Origin of the sequence: Maridesulfovibrio sp., from assembly GCF_963677005.1 — a bacterium.
Taxonomy (GTDB): Bacteria; Desulfobacterota; Desulfovibrionia; order Desulfovibrionales; family Desulfovibrionaceae; genus Maridesulfovibrio.
The window spans coordinates 1,235,853-1,253,716 of the sequence record NZ_OY781616.1; the positions used below are offsets into that span (position 1 = coordinate 1,235,853).

Annotated in this window: 14 protein-coding genes and 1 tRNA gene; 6 read left to right on the forward strand and 9 right to left on the reverse strand. The window is 48.4% G+C overall.

The genetic code is table 11. The features are described from left to right. Window positions 1–169: 169 nt before the first annotated feature. The 4 genes from ACKU4E_RS05775 to glnH form a co-directional block, all read right to left on the reverse strand. Window positions 170–973 (reverse strand): hypothetical protein, encoded by an 804-nt coding sequence (locus tag ACKU4E_RS05775; RefSeq protein WP_320170124.1) that lies wholly within the window; start codon window positions 971–973, stop codon window positions 170–172. A gap of 127 nt (window positions 974–1,100) precedes the next feature. Continuing rightward, the gene (locus ACKU4E_RS05780; RefSeq protein ID WP_320170125.1) at window positions 1,101–1,832 is read right to left on the reverse strand and encodes an amino acid ABC transporter ATP-binding protein; all 732 of its coding nucleotides are present in this window, start codon (window positions 1,830–1,832) and stop codon (window positions 1,101–1,103) included. A 4-nt stretch (window positions 1,833–1,836) separates the two neighbouring features. Continuing rightward, window positions 1,837–2,505, reverse strand: coding sequence for an amino acid ABC transporter permease (locus ACKU4E_RS05785; RefSeq protein WP_320170126.1), 669 nt, complete (start codon window positions 2,503–2,505; stop codon window positions 1,837–1,839). Between the two features lie 81 nt (window positions 2,506–2,586). Continuing rightward, the gene (glnH, locus tag ACKU4E_RS05790) at window positions 2,587–3,330 is read right to left on the reverse strand and encodes a glutamine ABC transporter substrate-binding protein GlnH (protein WP_320170127.1); all 744 of its coding nucleotides are present in this window, start codon (window positions 3,328–3,330) and stop codon (window positions 2,587–2,589) included. A gap of 768 nt (window positions 3,331–4,098) precedes the next feature. Here glnH and ACKU4E_RS05795 point away from each other — a divergent pair. Continuing rightward, complete coding sequence (locus tag ACKU4E_RS05795) at window positions 4,099–6,285, forward strand: glutamine synthetase III (protein ID WP_320170128.1); 2,187 nt, start codon at window positions 4,099–4,101, stop codon at window positions 6,283–6,285. A gap of 285 nt (window positions 6,286–6,570) precedes the next feature. Here ACKU4E_RS05795 and ACKU4E_RS05800 read toward each other — a convergent pair whose 3' ends face one another. Continuing rightward, window positions 6,571–6,960, reverse strand: a complete 390-nt coding sequence (locus ACKU4E_RS05800) for a ferredoxin-thioredoxin reductase catalytic domain-containing protein (protein ID WP_320170129.1) — start codon at window positions 6,958–6,960, stop codon at window positions 6,571–6,573. Between the two features lie 282 nt (window positions 6,961–7,242). On the opposite strand from ACKU4E_RS05800, the gene ACKU4E_RS05805 reads away from it, so the two are divergent. From ACKU4E_RS05805 to ACKU4E_RS05820, 4 genes are all read left to right on the forward strand, one after another. Continuing rightward, a complete protein-coding gene (locus tag ACKU4E_RS05805; RefSeq protein ID WP_320170130.1) occupies window positions 7,243–7,620 on the forward strand; it encodes a PH domain-containing protein in 378 nt (125 codons plus the stop codon). A 173-nt stretch (window positions 7,621–7,793) separates the two neighbouring features. Further along, window positions 7,794–9,635 (forward strand): UbiD family decarboxylase, encoded by a 1,842-nt coding sequence (locus tag ACKU4E_RS05810; RefSeq protein ID WP_320170131.1) that lies wholly within the window; start codon window positions 7,794–7,796, stop codon window positions 9,633–9,635. 84 nt (window positions 9,636–9,719) lie between these two features. Continuing rightward, window positions 9,720–10,616: a phosphatidylserine decarboxylase gene (locus ACKU4E_RS05815; protein WP_320170132.1), complete on the forward strand. Its 897-nt coding sequence runs from the start codon at window positions 9,720–9,722 to the stop codon at window positions 10,614–10,616. A gap of 170 nt (window positions 10,617–10,786) precedes the next feature. Then, a complete protein-coding gene (locus tag ACKU4E_RS05820) occupies window positions 10,787–12,592 on the forward strand; it encodes a B12-binding domain-containing radical SAM protein (RefSeq protein ID WP_320170133.1) in 1,806 nt (601 codons plus the stop codon). A gap of 203 nt (window positions 12,593–12,795) precedes the next feature. Here ACKU4E_RS05820 and ACKU4E_RS05825 read toward each other — a convergent pair. From ACKU4E_RS05825 to ACKU4E_RS05840, 4 genes are all read right to left on the reverse strand, one after another. After that, window positions 12,796–12,891: transfer RNA gene (locus ACKU4E_RS05825), tRNA-Ser, on the reverse strand. A gap of 356 nt (window positions 12,892–13,247) precedes the next feature. Continuing rightward, complete coding sequence (locus tag ACKU4E_RS05830) at window positions 13,248–13,475, reverse strand: YgdI/YgdR family lipoprotein (protein ID WP_320170134.1); 228 nt, start codon at window positions 13,473–13,475, stop codon at window positions 13,248–13,250. A 56-nt stretch (window positions 13,476–13,531) separates the two neighbouring features. After that, window positions 13,532–15,181, reverse strand: coding sequence for a glycosyltransferase (locus tag ACKU4E_RS05835; RefSeq protein ID WP_320170135.1), 1,650 nt, complete (start codon window positions 15,179–15,181; stop codon window positions 13,532–13,534). A 12-nt stretch (window positions 15,182–15,193) separates the two neighbouring features. Continuing rightward, window positions 15,194–16,831 (reverse strand): glycosyltransferase, encoded by a 1,638-nt coding sequence (locus ACKU4E_RS05840; protein ID WP_320170136.1) that lies wholly within the window; start codon window positions 16,829–16,831, stop codon window positions 15,194–15,196. 348 nt (window positions 16,832–17,179) lie between these two features. Here ACKU4E_RS05840 and ACKU4E_RS05845 point away from each other — a divergent pair, with 348 nt between their 5' ends. Further along, complete coding sequence (locus ACKU4E_RS05845; RefSeq protein WP_320170137.1) at window positions 17,180–17,842, forward strand: CatA-like O-acetyltransferase; 663 nt, start codon at window positions 17,180–17,182, stop codon at window positions 17,840–17,842. The last annotated feature ends 22 nt before the right edge of the window (window positions 17,843–17,864 follow it).

A 17,864-nucleotide genomic window follows, 5' to 3' on the forward strand; every position in this document is an offset into this window, starting at 1 on the left:
GAGGCCGCGTCAACCTCCAAAGGGGGAACCAAAGAAAAAAACGCGTCACGAACACGGGAATGAGAAACAGGTCAGATCAAAATAATGAACATCAACCAATTCTAATAGGTCATTTCTGACATAAAAATGACACATGCAGCCTTTCGGGTGTCAAAATGCAGATTTTACATCAACTGCCGAGAGAAAAAAATTCACGTTCAAGCTCACTGAGGCACGGACAAGGCCGGGGCGCGGTCTTATACAGATTGTACACCATGGCATGAAAGCTTATACGGCGCTCATTATCATCCGGTCTGTGCATGGTCATACGCCATTCACATTCATCCGGGGCTTCATCCATACTCTTCAGGTTGGGGTGCAGCATCAAAGCTTTTCTGGTCTGAACAACAACACTGCGGAAACAGCTTTCAGTCTTGTTGAAAACAATCAGTACGGCCTTGCATTCCGGGCAGGAGGCGGAGCGCAACATCGAATCGACCATATAACCTATTCCTTCCGGGCACTTCCATACAGCGCACTTGCCAACAAAAACATCCTTACCCTCGGTTTCCAGATAAAATCTGCTCTTACCCCTGTTATGAAAAAGTTCTTCCGACCCTTTTCCGGCAAAATTAACATTCAGATTGGATGTGACGATGTTCCGCAGTTCTTCGGCACTATGAAGATTGAATACACCGGGACTCTTCTCGAAGAGATTACCGGTCTTGCGCAGAACCTCAACAATACTCAGCATATCCCTATCGCATATAACGGGAGGACGGTTAAGGACTTTACGATGGATTTCCGGCGGCGGATGCTGCGTTTTCTTCCTGATAGATACCGGGCGGACCATTACCTGATCACGTAAAATTGACAATTTATTGTCACCGGCCACGCCCTTCTTTTTTTCAATCCTGTCCCCATCACGAATGTTTTGCCCGATTGCACTTAAATTACAATTGGTAAGGGGCTTGTCTCTGGAATGTTCTTTCATGGTCACTCCTGCGGGAAGTCATATTTACTTCCGTTAGAGAAAACCATGCACTAATCATTCCGTAATCAAACAAGTGTTTAAACTCAGTATAGTCCCCCTCAGCACAGGAATTATCTACCATTAATTATCAGATGTGAGAGACCACTTTGCTCAGAAAATCCTTCAGACGAGGATTCTTCGGATTGGCAAAAACAGCAGTCGGATCGCCCTCTTCCTGAATGATCCCCTGGTCGATAAAGATCAACCGGTCTGCAACTTCCTTCGCGAAACCCATCTCGTGAGTGACCACAACCATCGTCATGCCTTCGCGGGCGAGTTGCTGCATAACTTCAAGAACTTCTCCAACCAGTTCAGGGTCAAGAGCGGAAGTAGGTTCATCGAAAAGAATCACTTTGGGCTGCAGCGCCAAAGAACGGGCGATAGCCACGCGCTGCTTCTGTCCACCGGAAAGCTGGTCGGGATAATTCCTGGCCTTGCTCTTGAGGTCGACTTTGTCCAGAAGGGAAAGCCCGAGTTCATCGGCATCATTTTTGGACATCTTGCGGACCTTGACCGGCCCCAGGGTCACATTTTCAAGAATGGTCATGTGCGGAAACAGGTTGAACTGCTGGAAAACCATCCCGGCCTCGGCACGCACACTGTTAATGTCGGTACCGGAAGCCATTATGTCCTTTCCGTCCACGACAATGGTGCCGGAAGTAGGAACTTCAAGCTTGTTGATACAACGCAGAACAGTGGATTTTCCCGAACCGGAAGGACCGATGATACAGACGACCTCTCCGGGCTTTACGTGCAGGTCAATACCTTTGATGACTTCAAGGTCTCCGAAACTTTTATGCAGATCTTTAATATGTATCATCTGATTATCTCCGTCCGGTATTAAGCCTGTTTTCGATCAAGCGCATGGCGTAGGAAATGGAAAGGGTCATAACAAGGTAAACACAGGCCACGGACAGATAGACTTCAAATGCACGAAAATTGACAGAGGTGATTTCCTGCCCCGTACGCATGAGTTCCCCGACCCCTATGACCATGAGAAGTGAAGTATCCTTGAGGCTGATGATAAACTGGTTGCCGAGAGGCGGTATCATCCGCTTGAGCGCCTGAGGCCAGATAATGTATCGCATGGTCTGCATTCTGGTCAGTCCGATGGACCTTCCGGCCTCAACCTGCCCCGGATTAATCGACTGCACAGCCCCACGGACAATCTCCGCAATGTAGGCACCTGAATTCACGGCTATGATAATGATACCGGCCGTTATCGGCGGGATGCGCATACCTATGGCCATGGGTACCCCGTAATATAAAAACATGGCCTGAACCAGCATGGGAGTCCCCCTGATGGCTTCCACATATACGCCTGCAACCTTGCGGATCAGAAAAGAACGGGCAAGCTTCATCAACCCCGCAGCACTGCCGAGCAGAAACCCCAGAAACAATCCGCCGATTGTAATTTCTATGGTAAGCTTAAGCCCACGCATGAGCATGGGAAAAGTATCCCAGAAAACCGTGTAGTCGAATTCAAAAGCCATCACGACCCCTGTTTTGAAAAATAGTCAGGGCGACCTTGAGGCCGCCCTGTTGTCAACTTAGATCAACTTCTTTAATAAAAGCTATTTAGGTTCGCTACCAAACCACTTGATGTAGAGTTCGCGATATTTGCCTTCGTCACGCAATTCCTTGAGTGCCTTGTTAACCTTGGAAACAAGCTGGCTGCCTTTGGGGAAGGCAATGCCGTACTGCTGACCGTTGTAGAGAGGACCTACAACCTTGACCTGTCCTTTACCTGCCTTACGCATGAAATCACCGATTACCGGAGAATCAAAGATAACGGCATCGGCACCGCCGGTCATCAGTTCCATGAACATGGCATCGCTGTTGGGATAGAGCTTTACATCACTTGCACCGGCCTTCTTGGCGAATTCAGCGGAAGTGGTATTCAGCTTGGTGGCAATAACCTTGCCCTTCAGATCCTCGATACCATTAACGGAATCGTTATCGGATTTGACCAGAATGAGCAGACCGGAATTGTAGTAGCCATCGGAAAAATCAACAACTTTTGCACGTTCGGGTTTGATGGTGATACCGGCGATACCCACATCAACCTGATTCGACTGCAGGCCGGGGATGATTCCGTTGAAATCCATGGGCTGCAGGTCGTACTCAAGACCTATTTTACCGGCGATAGCCTGCCACAGTTCAACATCAAACCCGGTATGTTTACCAGTTGCAGGGTCCTTGAACTCAAAGGGAGGGAAGCTGGTGTCGCAGGCAACGGTAAGTTTACCGGCAAAAGCAGATCCGACCATAACCGCAGAGAGAAGTGCGGCGACAACAAGTATCAGCAATTTTTTCATGAGTCCTCCAAGACTGTCATCATTAATAATGTTAATCTTCAAAACACAGACATGAAGATTGGCTGCCAAACCGGCAAAAAACCGTCATATTATTTACAAAAGCAGATAAAATTAGCATTTTTTTCACCAAATTTCAATATACGCGCTTTTTACAAACGCACTTTTTTCAAATCCAGCACTTACATCCGAGTACCTTTATCACCGATTTAACTCTCTGCACAATAACGCCTGAAAAATTACTATCTTGCCAAAAACTCCTTCAAAAAATGTTATAAATTTTCAAGTTTGTATCAAAGACTAAAACAGGAACGCGGAAAAAGGCAGAATCGGAACTTTCGGATAAAAATTTCAGCTTCAGAAATTTTTATCCATGACAAGCAGCCCGTTATCATGTAATAAGGCAGGCATATTTTTACGCGGGCAACAGATTAAAATCCGTTTTTTACAATTTAGTAAACACGTAACAGTTCAACAACGCAGAGATAAACAACTCTGCACACAAATTTGTAACCAAATAAAGAGCCGAGAACACATCTACCTGCGTGATCACAAAATTGTAATACCCGGCAAAGCCGACGAACAATCATTCTACATTTTTGTAACCTACTAACAAACAAGCACCTGCTTACACCTAAACAAGTAATTTAAATTACAATATATTTATTTTTTGGCACATCGACTGCTAAAGATCTTTGCAGTTTTGTTGAGCCCATTACTCTCCGCCGGTAGCGGAGGCCACCATTAAATAGATCCAAGGAGTTTTTTCACATGAGTTCAAACCTCTCCCGTCAGGGCGCAATCTCCGCAGTAACCCAATATGCTGCACCTGAAGCTTCCTTCAGCTTTGCCGACACCAAACCCACCGAACTCTTCGGCTGCAACGTCTTCAACGACAAAGTGATGAAGGACAGACTTCCCAAGAGTGTCTACAAGTCCCTGAAAAAGACCATTGAAAAGGGTGCTGCAATCGACCCTTCCATCGCCGACACCGTTGCCACCGCAATGAAAGAATGGGCCATGGAAAAAGGTGCAACCCATTATACTCATGTTTTCTATCCCCTGACCGGTCTCACCGCTGAAAAACACGACAGCTTCCTTTCCCCCGACGGTAAAGGCAACGCTATCGCCGAATTCGAAGGTAAACTGCTCATCCAGGGTGAACCCGATGCTTCCAGCTTCCCCAACGGCGGCCTGCGTGCCACCTTTGAAGCTCGCGGCTACACTGCATGGGACGTTACCAGCCCTGCTTATATCCTTGAAAACCCCAACGGAACTTTCCTGTGCATTCCCACCGCCTTCATTTCCTGGAAAGGTGAAGCACTCGACAAGAAGACCCCTCTGCTCAGAGCAGGTCAGGCCGTAAACACCTCCGCTCAGCGCATCCTGAAAATCTTCGGTGACAAATCCGGCAACCGCGTAGTTTCCAACGCCGGTCCCGAACAGGAATACTTCCTCGTTGACAGAAACTTTTTCTTCGCACGTCCCGACCTCATGATGTCCGGCAGAACCCTTTTCGGCGCCAAGCCAGCAAAAGGACAGGAACTTGACGACCACTACTTCGGTGCAGTTCCCCGCCGCGTTCTTTCCTTCATGATGGACGTTGAACACGAACTCTACAAACTCGGTGTTCCGGTAAAAACCCGTCACAACGAAGTTGCCCCCGGCCAGTTCGAAATCGCACCGGTTTACGAACAGTCCAACATTGCCACCGACCACAACCAGATGGTCATGACCACTCTCAAAAGCGTGGCCAAAAGGCACGGCATGGCCTGCCTGCTGCATGAAAAACCCTTCGCAGGCATCAACGGATCCGGTAAGCACCTCAACTACTCCCTGAGCTGCTCCGGCCACGGTTCCCTCTTCGATCCGGGCGACAATCCGCATGAAAACGCACAGTTCCTCATCTTCTGCGCCGCAGTTATCCGCTCCGTACACAAGTACAGCAAGCTCCTGCGTGCAGTTGTAGCCACCGCTTCCAACGATCACCGCCTCGGTGCAAACGAAGCTCCTCCGGCTATCATGTCCGTATATCTGGGCGACCAGCTTTCCGAAATCATGAACAAAATCCAGGAAGGCGGCTCCCCCACCCCCACCTCCAGCGGCTTCCTCAAAGCAGGTGTCGACACCCTGCCCCCGCTGCCCAGAGATGCCGGCGACCGTAACCGCACCAGCCCGTTCGCCTTCACCGGCAACCGCTTTGAATTCCGTGCAGTAGGTTCCCACCTCTCTATCGCAGGTCCTCAGGTTGCCCTGAACACCATGCTTGCGGAATCTCTCGACTACATCGCTGATGAACTCGAAGCATTCATGGGCGGAGACGAATCCAAGCTCAACGATGCTGTCAACAAAGTCATCAAAGACATCATGGATGCTCACTCCCCAGTCATCTTCAATGGCGACGGATACTCTGACGCATGGCACAAGGAAGCAGTTGAAGAACGTGGTCTTCCCAACCTGCGTACCTCCGTTGACGCTCTGCCCGTAATTTCTTCCTCCGAAGTTGTTGACCTGTTCACCAAGTACAGCGTCTTCACCAAGGAAGAACTCGAAAGCCGCGAAGAAATCTATCTGGAACAGTACAACCAGGCTATCGTTACCGAAGCAGCTCTGGTCAGCAAACTCTCCAAAACCCATATTCTTCCCGGTGCAGTTCGCTACCAGAAAGAACTGGCTGAAACCTGCGCTGCAATGAAAGCAATCGGCGTGGAATTCACCACCGGTACTCTTGAAGATGTTACCGCTAAACTCCGCGGCCTGCAGGCAGCCACCATCGCTCTCGACAAAATCATGGCAGAAAAACCCGAAGGCGAAGTTGCTGAAGAAGCAAAATACCTCTGCGACATCACCCTTCCTGCCATGCTTGAAGTTCGCAAATACGCTGATCAGCTTGAAGAAGTTGTTGCAGACGACCTCTGGTGCCTGCCCAGCTACTCTGAAATGCTCTTCATCAAATAATACGGTACATCATTGATATACCACCGACATAAAAGAGGCCCCGCTGTTCACAGCGGGGCCTCTTTGCAGTTCCGAACCATCAAACAAGCTGTCCCGAAAATAAATGAGCACAGGCAATTCACTTAACGATTCCACTAAGCCTTGCAACAGGGTAAACAACAATTATTGATTCCGGTGAAGATACATAGGCACTAACTCCCTGCGCAGCCATCACCTTAAATGACATAAGAAAAGGCGCAGACCTTATGCGGCCGCGCCTTACTCTGAAAGTTCAGGGCTGTTTTGCTATTCGGATTCTTTTTTGATCCTGCGCCACTTATCAGGGGCAGGGTCTGCGATCAGCCCGTAAGTAAGCCTTCCTTCGTGATCCTCGGGAAGGTGTTCCGTAACCGGCATTCCGCTCTCGGTAACAAAAAGCATACAGTGGCAATACTTGTAATGCTTCATGTCCGCACAGGGGCAGAGCCATTCACGTTCATCCACCGCAACCTGCTTGTCCGGATAAAAACGGCAAGGACAAAGCGGCCTTTTAAGCTGATCAAGATGCATGGCGAGGCCGGTTATGACTGCTTCGGAAACATCTTCCATGGGGTGGAGTTGAAGCCCGGTACGGGCACAATTCTTCTTAACATAGTTGGTTATAAGAGCCAGGCTCTTTTCTGTAGGCTGAGACAACGCTTTCACCTTCGGCATTAAGGGGTTACCAATTACCCTGCAAAATCGGGATATTTTGATTCCACTGTGTCAAACAGCGGTTTTTTTACCACTCATTGAAACCGATTGAAAGAATAAAACCGCAGTGGCGAATCTGCGCCTTCCGGCACATCGCCAGCCAACTTCGCAAAACTATTTTTCCTGCAACAAAACTTCTATCTATCTCGACACCACCATCCTGATCATGTATCCTGCCGTAATATCGGCAAGATGCCGTACACCTTAAACAAGATGGAGTTCAATATGGGAATTTTGAACGGCCTGATGGGCAACGCCAGCGAAGTGGAAGTCGGAGAAGTTCAGGAAGAACTCGCTCCCATTCTCGGCGACAGCGAACAGGTAGAAAGAGCTTTCAAAGTCATTCGCGACATGTTCGTATTCACCGGCGCAAGACTGATACTCATAGACAAGCAGGGACTCACCGGAAAGAAAGTCGAATACCTTTCTATTCCATACAAATCGATTACTACATTTTCAGTTGAAACCGCAGGTCATTTCGACATGGACTCGGAACTGACCCTCTGGATTTCCGGACGGCATGAACCGCTCAAGAAAGAACTCAAGAAAGGGACCGATGTTGTAGGCATACAGAAGCTGCTTGCAAACAAGATGTTTAAATAAATTTCATTCAGTACGGCTCGTCCGGTCCGGCAATTCTGTCCGGACCGGACAAGAACCGCATAATTCCAGCCGCCTGTCCGTCTCGACAGGCTTTTTTGTACCCTAAACCCTTGATTCAATCGTCCTCTGCACCTAAACTGCCTGCGCATACCAGAAATTCAAAGGGATAATACATGGGATACAAAAATACGCAGGAGTGCATTGCCGCACTGGAAAGCCGCGGAGAGCTGCTCCGCATCAATCAGGAAATAGACCCGTACCTGGAAGCTGGAGCAATCCAGCGCAGAGTTTTCCAGGCCGGCGGCCCTGCCCTTCTGTTCACCAATATCAAGGGCTGCCGATTCCCGATGCTTGCCAACCTGTTCGGAACAAAGGACAGATTGCACTTCCTGTTCCGCGATACCGTAGAGACCGTGGAACGGCTCATGAAATTAAAACTGAGCCCCATGGAAGCATTGAAACGGCCATGGAAATACATAAAAGCTCCCGTTACCGCCTACCACACCATGCCCCGGAAAACCGGTTCCGGACCGGTCATGGAAAACAACACTACTATTTCGGAGCTTCCGCAGGTAATCTCCTGGCCCAATGACGGCGGGGCTTTTATCACTCTGCCGCAGGTGTATTCGGAAAATCCGGAACAGCCGGGCTTTGCCGGATCGAATATGGGTATGTACCGTGTGCAGATATCAGGGAACGATTACACTCAGAATAAAGAAATCGGGCTGCACTATCAGATTCATCGCGGCATAGGAGCACACCATGCTCTTGCCATGAAAAACGGGCAGGAACTCAAGGTTAATATTTTCGTCGGCGGCCCCCCTTCCATGTCTGTAGCGGCTGTAATGCCCCTGCCGGAAGGACTTGCCGAAATATTTTTCGCCGGAGCACTAGGCGGGCATCGCATTCCTGTTGTCACAGCCCCTAACGGCCTGCCGATACCTGCTGAGGCCGATTTCTGCATCTGCGGAACCATCGGCGGCGAGCAGAAAAAAGAGGGACCTTTCGGGGATCATATCGGATACTACAGTCTGGCCCACGATTTTCCGGTAATGAAGGTGGACGCGGTCTATCATCGTAACGATGCCGTCTGGCCGTTTACCACTGTCGGCCGTCCTCCGCAGGAGGATACGATGTTCGGTGATTTTATCCATGAACTGACCGCCGAACTGGTGCCGTCGGTATTCACGGGGGTACGGGAAGTCCATGCAGTCGATGCTGCGGGTGTACACCCCCTTCTGCTTGCTGTGGGCAGCGAACGCTACGTGCCGTATGCAGAAGAAAGGCAGCCGCAGGAACTCCTGACCAACGCCATGGCCCTGCTTGGGAACACCCAGACTGCTCTGGCCAAATACGTGCTGATAGGGGCACAGGAAGACCTTCCCGATTCCGTAAACTGCCATAACGTACCGGCATTCTTCAATCACTTACTTGAACGTGTCGACCTGACCAGAGATCTCCATTTCATAACCAGAACAACCATCGACACACTGGATTACTCCGGCAACAACCTGAATGAAGGTTCAAAGCTGATACTGGCCGCAGCCGGAAGACCGAAAAGGACGCTGTCCGGGCGTCCACCTTCCGGACTGAATCTACCTGACGGTTTCGGCGACATACGTATTCCCGCTGCAGGGATAATGGTCATACGCGGTCCCCAAAACAGTTCCGGACGTCTGGAACAGGACAGCAGACTGGAAAAACTTGGCGAATACCTGCACCATGTTCCGGGAATCGAGGGATTTCCCTTGATCGTGGTTGCGGATGACGCCAACTTTACGGCAAGAACATGGGAAAACTTCCTGTGGGTGACATTCACCCGTTCAGACCCGGCAAAAGACATATACGGAGTCGGACTCAGGAATAATGCCAAGCACTGGGGGGCTGACAAGGCCGTCATCATCGACGCAAGGATCAAGCCTCACCATGCCCCGGCATTGGAAGATGATCCGGAAGTGGAAAAACGGGTTGACGCACTGGCCGGCCCTGGCGGACCATTGCACGGTATTATTTAACGTAATTCCGGAATACCGCGACTGGACTGCTGAATACCGGAATTTTTACAGACCTTACTACCAACCAAACTGGAACGGTAAATAATGAAAGAAATTAAATACATGGATCGCAAAACCGGAAATGTGTTAAAAGAAAAAGTTCCCGGTGCAGGATGGCTTAAATGGCTTTATCACAATCCCGCCGGTAAGCTGGCTCTGGATATGCTGGTAAAAAGAAAATTCATTTCCCGCTGGTATGGCTGGCTGATGGATACCCCTTCATCCAGGAACCGCATCACCGAATTTGTCCGCGACCTTGATATAGACATGAATGAAATACTCAAGCCGCTTGACCAATTCAGCAGCTTCAATGACTTTTTTACGCGGGAATTGAAACCGGGCTGCCGCTCTGTCGACCTCAATAGTGAATCAATTGTTTCACCAGCCGATGGCAAGATAACGGCTTTCGCAGACATGGACGCCCTGCACACTTTTTTCGTGAAAGGGCAGGAATTCTCTCTTGATTCATTTCTGCAGGACCGGATGCTGAGTAAAAAGTACGCAGGTGGAGCAATGATGATCATCAGGCTGGCTCCTGCAGATTATCACCGCTTCCACTTCCCGGCTGAAGGCAGAACCACACTCACCAGACAGATTGACGGGGATTACTGTTCTGTCTCACCGTATGCGGTGAAGGACAGGATGAGAATATATTGGGAAAACAAGCGGGAATACAGCGAACTCCGCACAGAAACAGCCGGAGACATCCTCATGTGTGAAGTCGGGGCCACCATGGTCGGGTCCATCGTGCAGAAATATATACCGGACACCATAACAGGCAAAGGGCAGCTGAAGGGTTGGTTCAAATTCGGCGGCTCAACGGTCATCCTGCTGTTTGAAAAAGACAAAATCCGAGTTGACGAGGACATAATCAGGAATACGATTTCCGGCTATGAAACAACCGTCAAAGTCGGAGAACGGATTGCGCTGGCTCTGGGCTGATCTTGGCGGGGTTAAGTTTTTAACCAAAGCTATACCCCTTCCCCAAAACATAGCGACTGAGGCATAAAATCGCCAATATGCACATTTTGATGAATACATTGCTGTAAGGACTGAATAGGATTAGTAATATAAATCCTTGAATTAGACCAGCTTAACAAGGACCCAATGTTATGGCAAAAATATTATTTATTACTTTTCATGACTTTTATTGTGTAGGAATTCGGATAATTGCCTCGTATCTTGAAGAGCATGGTCATGATTGTATGCTTTTACTTCATGAATCTGAAAAAAAAGAAATTGATCTCTATCCGCTTGAACACCCAATCGGCTACCAAACTATGATCAATGGAACCTTTTACGGCAGTGAAATTGACTTTAACCCAATTTCTGAAGACGAACAGCAAGCCATTCTGGACCAAATAGAAAAATTTTCTCCTGACTCCGTAGGAATAAGTACCCGTAGTTATCTAGATGATTTTTGTATTGCTTTTGCGGCTAAAATCAAAAAACGACTGCCCGATGTCCTGATAATGGCCGGAGGTTTTGGTCCAACATTATCCTATGAAAAATACCTTGAAACCGTAGATGTTGTTGTGCGCGGAGAAGGAGAAGAAGCATCTCTTGAAATTGCAGATGCTCTGGACGCTGGAACATCATGGAAAGACATTGGTAACCTCGCCTACATGGAAAACGGTTCTGCCGTTTGCAACCCTATGAAAGCACCTGAACTACAGCTATCCAAATACCCACACCCCATGTTCGGAACACCAAAAATTTTACACATGTCAGGTACAAAATTTAAAGTTGAAACTTTTGAAGCCTCAGAATTTTCATCTTACACAACCAGATATAATCTTTTGTGGGGCAGAGGGTGCGTTGGCACATGCAGCTATTGTTCCGGAGGATATTGGCGTACTTTTTATAAAGAAAACGGTAAGACTATGCCTGTCAGACGATTGCGAGACATTGACGATGTCATGGAAGAATTCCTAAAAGCAAAGAACGCAGGCTTTAAACTTATGGGGTTGATTGATGAATTTCTAATTGCCCCCGAACATTTACTGCACGATTTTTTCACTAAATATAAGGAAAAAATCGGATTACCTTTTTCTGCATACGTTCATCCTCATATTGTAAAAAATCATCCGGATATATTTAATTTAATGGTTGAAGCAGGACTCCATCACAGCACCGTGGGAATACAAAGCGGATCAAAAAACTTTTCCAAAAATGTATATAATAGGAAATATTCTGCTGAAACCATAATGGCTCTTGCCAATGCATTATCGTCTGCCGGTGTCAGTCTTAAATACCACTTTATAGGCGCAAACCCACTTGAAACCGATGAAGACTTTGAAGAATCGCTACAACTTATAAAGAAACTTCCTTTCGATGTATTTAAAGATACTATTTGGTATTTTTATTTAGCAGTATTTCCAAAATCACCAATGCTTGATAATTTTGGAAAGGAAGTGTTCCAAACAAGAGATGTTGACAAATGGCTCCGCCAGGGCGTTCTGGTTTATTTAAGATTATTACTTAACGATGAGCAATTCTTCAGAATAAAGTCCCTTTCCTATGATGAATTACGTATGGAGACATATAAGATTCTTTTAAATCTGATTCTAAAAGGGCAAGTATTGGGAGAAGAGACCCTTAAGGGCAATTCGCTAAACAATCCGCCCAAAAGTTTTCTTGATTATGCTATTAATTATTTAAACGGGAAAAAAATATATATCTGGGGAACCGGAGGAGTTTATCAGAAAAGAAAACATCTACTCAAAAATGTTGAAATTATTTGCGCTTTTGACAACAGTATTAAAAAAGATGAAAAACTCCTTTTAGACGGCATTCCAGTGCTTAATCCCTGCCACTTACAAGAGATGGAACCTCTCCCAATATTTATTATGTCCAGTTATAAAAAGGAGATTTTCGAACAAGCTAAAAAACTGAACCCGGCTTGTCCTATTTTTTAGCCTGGAGGCCATACACGAATATTTTTTCTTAAACCGGCAAATATGCACGCAAAGCAAACTCCATATGTAGGTTCGTCCTCCGAACATATTTTCTTGTGGCCGTAGACTATTTATTTCTAATATTGTTGCGTTAAAAAAATCCCTACAAAACAGAAGCCCCACAAGGCAGTTGGAACCTTATGGGGCTTGCTGGATTATTGGCGTGGCGGAAAGGGTGGGATTCGAACCCACGTACGGGCTATTAACCCGTAACTCGATTTCGAGTCGAGCGCGTTACGGCCGGACTTCGCTACCTTTCCGCATAAAATCAGGCGGAGCTGACGCTTCCGAACCTGAGGAGAAGGATTTATATACTTTCTTGAACAGCCACGCAAGCTTAAATAAATCATTTTATGCTTATTTAGTAAATACAGCCATGCAGAAACTTGCAACAAATTTAGCGAAACATTAAAAATTCAGAACGCCACTTGTAGAGACAAATCCGGTCCGGAGAACCAGAACCAAACCAATATTCCCAAAAATCAAGGCCGCAATATCAGTTGATATTGCGGCCGTCACGCTTTCAGATGCTGAAAACGTAAAAAACTCTGATTCATTCCTGCAGAATCAAACCCGAAAACGAGTCCAATCACGCTGGAAAAAATTAAATAAAAAACTACTCGTTGTTGCGAACGATTTCCTTTACGTCTTCACGTTTGATTACGACTTCCTGTCCGTCGAGATTTTCCAGTTTATACGTATTGGAATCCTTGGAAAATTCCGGCTCTCCAACACTCACAACAGTCGACCCGTCCGCTTTGGTCACGGTGTAATGCTTGCTTCCGCATCCGGCAAAAACAAACAGCAGGCAACAAAGTACTGCAACAAAAAAAAGTCTTTTCATATCAAACTCCTTTTCTGGTTTGTTCAAACCATAGCAAAGTACAGGTGTTATAACAATTACTGAATATCCTTCATTATCGATCCCAACTTGAGAGATTTCTCGCAGAAATCATCCTCCAGCCGTTTAATATCGCGCTCAATTATTCCACGGACATCTTCGGCCGAATATTTGGACTCCAGCTTGAGCACATTACCGGCCCCGCTGCCGCGCGCAGCCCTGTCGGCAGTGCTTTCCAAACCGGACTTGCGTTTGTGCAGCACCTTCAGATTCCCCTGATACACAGCGGTGCGTCCGGCGGAAGCAAGCATAAAATCATGATCCACATCGTCATACTGCGTAGGAGCGAACCGCAGATCGAAATCACCAACTTCATCAAGAACAGACCGGCGGAACAGATGAAAACAGCCGGTCACCGACAGGCACGGACGGCTGAAATCGTACTGCCCGTAGTCAAGGTCCTGATTATAAGGATCGATGTAGGAAAATTCAAAACAGCGTAACGGGTCATCAAAATCACCGGGAGTCTCACGAAGATGCAGGTCCGCGTGCTGTATGACCTCTTCCTGCCCTCGATTGACCACCTTGCAACCCCAGACGCCGGCATCGGGATACTGCTCCACCGCCGCAGAGATACGTGCCTGCCAGTCCCAAGGAAGGATGGCATCATCATCCAGATAGGCGACATAATCAAACGCCTGAGTTTCCGGCATATTCTTGAGCCAGTTTCTGGCAGCCGGAGCGCCGATGTTTACCGGAAGACGGACAGCAGTGAATTTATCACCCAACTTATCCTTCCAGTTATTCATCACCTGCGGCGTACTGTCGCTGCTGCCGTTATCAAGAGCGAATATGTGCACATTATCGAGCGGCGATCCGGCCAGATGAGACATGGTCTCGTCAAATTCATCACCCTTGCCGTAAGTGTACAGGCATACAGCGACCTTTCCGGCCAGCCTTGATCCGGCGCCGCCCATCAGCTTTTCATAGACCGTCAGCCAGGTATTGACCTGCCAGGGCCGGGCGGTCATCCGGTCACGCCAGAGTATCATTGCTTCCTCCCGGCGACCCATCCGGTCTACAGCCTCGCCCAGCCGCAGCAGACTTCCGCCCAGGATAATCGATCCACCGGAAGTATCGGAATAAGCGGCTTCGGCACGTTCATAATCTCCCGAACAAAAGGCCAGATCACCTGCATACTTATTCAGAACAGGGTTCATGGCCGAAGGCCAGTCACGCTCAAGAGCGGAACGGGCAACATCATGACGGCCAAGAAAAAAAGCCAGATCAAGCAAATGGCCGAGCCAGAAAAGATTCTCCGGCTGTCTTCTCGTCTGGCCGGAAAGATAATCCAGCAGCTTTTCCTTGTCGTTGCGAGCGGCCAGCCGTTGCAGGTAGCCTAGATTCTCCGGGACAGAGCAACTTGCGGCAACCTGAGAAAGAACCACCGTCAATTTTTCGGGCAGAAAACCCAGTTGCCGATCAATAGCCAGAAGATTTGAGGCCAGTTGTCCGTCCAGCGGGCTGGATTCCCAGGCGGCCAGAAACATATCCACACCGACATCGATAAGCGCGCCTTTATCACTGCTTCCTTCGGCACTGTTGATTATCCGGTTGGCCGTTTCCATCAGATGCGGTTTGCCGTGCCCGGAAACTAAAAGCCTGTAACGCGAAGCTGTATCCAGAAGTGTCCAGAATGAACCGGTCATTTGTTCTCCCTATCAGAAAGTTATCCTCATTTTGGATATGATATCCTGCATGCGGTGTTCATACGTATGGAAGGCAAAAATCCTCCTGCGTGCAGCAGCGCTGATCCTGCTGCGCCCCTCAGCATCCGCAAGCCATTTTTCCAGAAGCTGCGGGATTTCATCCACATTCCTGTAGGCTATTATCTCGCTTCCGGGTTCAAAAAGATTTTCCATCTGTTCCCGGTAATCCGTCAGTACAAACCCTCCGCAGGCCGGAACATCAAAGATACGCTGGTTGACGGCTCCCTTCATCTGACGGCTGGTGCAGTTGAAGCTGACCTTTGACATGGGGTAAAATGCAGGCAGATCGTCATAATAATCAAGCGAAGGCAGATATCGCCATCCGGACACGCCCAACAGATTTTTCCATCCGGCATCTCCGACCACAAGCGGGTTGAATCCGATGGTGCCCTTCAAACAGGAAAGGCGGTACTGTCTTGTGGCCTCCCAGGTCAGCAAAGCCTCGAAAGAAAGCCGCTGTTCATCCGACTTGAACCGTTCCATGGCTTTCAGAATTTCAGGATATGCCCCGGCAAGAAATTTTTCCACGGAAAGTTCTTCCGCAGTTCCGAATTCAGCCGCGACACCGGGATACTTTTTTTTCAATTCCCCCGAAATTCCCGATTCGTGCAGAGTCTTGCGAACCGCATCGACCATGGAATTACCCACGAATGAAACTTCGGAACGCCATTCCTTACGGCCCTTGAGTCCCGGAACAAAGCGGTGTGGGTCGGTTGCCAGCGGGAGATAGAAAACATTGCGGAATCCCTTTTCACGCATAATGTCCAGATTTCCCGCATCGTAGGTGAATATGCTGGTCAACTCCGGAGATACATCAGAGTATCGATAAAGAATCAAATGCGGATTATCCACAAACCATGATGCCAGCGGCAGCTTAAGTTTAAGCAGCAGATCGGTCAGTCTGCCCTGCCTGTCCACTCCGAAATGATTCACTGTAAGGGCAAAATCCGGCTTGAAATCTACAACCGCCTTCAGCAGGTCCTCAACAAAGCCCTCGCGAACGGTATCCCCGGTGCCGATATCAATGCTGCAATAGCTCAGCCCCAGCCGTTCCATTGCAGACCTGATCTCATTGTTCAGAAAATACGGGCGGTTGAAAAAAAGTATCCGGGGCTGGGCGTTTCTGAATTTCGGATAATCCACCTCGGACCAGAAATCAGCCGAAGATGTGTCCTTCTCCGATTCAAGCGTTGCCGCCAGAGCAGCATACCAGTCCCGATCCAGCCGGAGATAAAGTGGAATCCGAATTATTTCCAAAGGTCCGCCGCCGTTTTCTGTGCGCCACTGGCGGACTTTTTCCAGAGCCTCAACCGGTGTCCCGTCTATCCAGCACACCTGCGGATGGTCCCGGAACCGGTCCGCACCGGAAACCCCGGCCATATCTGGATCAATATCCAGTACGGCCACAGGCCCCCTTTCGGCCAGACTCTGCAGGCAAATTCCAAGCCCGGCACCTATAAGCACAGGCAACCGCCCCTTGTCCGCCAATCCGGCAAGGGAAAGCTCCCGTTCCGCTCCCGCACGGCCCCAAAGGTGCCACTTCCTGCCGTCGACAATAACCCGCAGGTCCGCCACGACATCCCCGTCCATAACGGGTTCAACAATATAAGTTCGTTTCCGCATACAGAATATGTATGACATTCCGCCATGATGTGACAATGGCATTTATATATTTTTTCAAAACATCCGCGCGAAAGCGTCTGGTTAGGGATATGGGAAGTACATATGGCCGCGCCCACTTGCGGGGCTCCCCTTTTACAAGAGAATATAGTAAGCCTGCCTCAGTACGGGGTAAGCAGATCAGCACAAGCTTGCTCCCGTAAAAGAAGTATCCCGAAATATTGACCGGTTAATCCACACAGACAGAATAGACTCCGAAATCAGCATAAACATATTTAATATCACCAAGGCAATTCCATGCAGAACACAGAAAGTATAATGGAGAAAATTGATCTTCAGACCTGGGAAAGGACTGAACATTTCAACTTTTTTCAGTCCATGAAGAAGTGCAACTACGATACAACTGTACAACAGGATGTAACCGCCCTCTGCGCATACCGCAGGCAGGCAAAAGATTCGGGACGGGAACTGCGTCTCTCGGACATCATCTACTTTTTCGCCATGAAGGCAGTTAACAGCATTCCCGAACTGCGCACCCGTGTAGTGGACGGAAATCCGGTTATCTACGACATCATACATCCAGCCTTCACCTATATTCCAAAGGACCGGAAACTGCATGCAAATGTGCTCTGCCGCTATTCCCCGGACTTCCGCGAACAGGCCGCAAACTTTGATAATGCCCGACACGAATCAGACATTTCCCCGACCCTTACACCCAGAGGCGGAGACAGGCAGAATCTTATTTATTTCAGCATAGTTGCCGGAGTTCCATTTACTTCCGCCAGCAATCCGTGGGGGGATTGTTCATGTGATTCAGTGCCCCGCATACTCTTCGGGCAGATTCACGAAAACGATTCAGGAAAAAAAATGCTGCCCGTTTCCATCGAACTGCTCCACAGTCTGGCCGATGGGCAGCATCTGGCCGGGTTTTACGACTTGTTCGGGCAGATGTGTGCAAGCCCAGCAGAATTCCTTGATTAGAATCGGCATGAGAGATTCAACT

Coding starts and splice junctions, on each gene's coding strand:
- ACKU4E_RS05775 (WP_320170124.1), bottom strand. CDS start 973: ATGAAAGAACATTCCAGAGACAAGCCCCTTACCAATTGTAATTTAAGT.
- ACKU4E_RS05780 (WP_320170125.1), bottom strand. CDS start 1,832: ATGATACATATTAAAGATCTGCATAAAAGTTTCGGAGACCTTGAAGTC.
- ACKU4E_RS05785 (WP_320170126.1), bottom strand. CDS start 2,505: ATGGCTTTTGAATTCGACTACACGGTTTTCTGGGATACTTTTCCCATG.
- glnH (WP_320170127.1), bottom strand. CDS start 3,330: ATGAAAAAATTGCTGATACTTGTTGTCGCCGCACTTCTCTCTGCGGTT.
- ACKU4E_RS05795 (WP_320170128.1), top strand. CDS start 4,099: ATGAGTTCAAACCTCTCCCGTCAGGGCGCAATCTCCGCAGTAACCCAA.
- ACKU4E_RS05805 (WP_320170130.1), top strand. CDS start 7,243: ATGGGAATTTTGAACGGCCTGATGGGCAACGCCAGCGAAGTGGAAGTC.
- ACKU4E_RS05810 (WP_320170131.1), top strand. CDS start 7,794: ATGGGATACAAAAATACGCAGGAGTGCATTGCCGCACTGGAAAGCCGC.
- ACKU4E_RS05815 (WP_320170132.1), top strand. CDS start 9,720: ATGAAAGAAATTAAATACATGGATCGCAAAACCGGAAATGTGTTAAAA.
- ACKU4E_RS05820 (WP_320170133.1), top strand. CDS start 10,787: ATGGCAAAAATATTATTTATTACTTTTCATGACTTTTATTGTGTAGGA.
- ACKU4E_RS05830 (WP_320170134.1), bottom strand. CDS start 13,475: ATGAAAAGACTTTTTTTTGTTGCAGTACTTTGTTGCCTGCTGTTTGTT.
- ACKU4E_RS05835 (WP_320170135.1), bottom strand. CDS start 15,181: ATGACCGGTTCATTCTGGACACTTCTGGATACAGCTTCGCGTTACAGG.
- ACKU4E_RS05840 (WP_320170136.1), bottom strand. CDS start 16,831: ATGGACGGGGATGTCGTGGCGGACCTGCGGGTTATTGTCGACGGCAGG.
- ACKU4E_RS05845 (WP_320170137.1), top strand. CDS start 17,180: ATGGAGAAAATTGATCTTCAGACCTGGGAAAGGACTGAACATTTCAAC.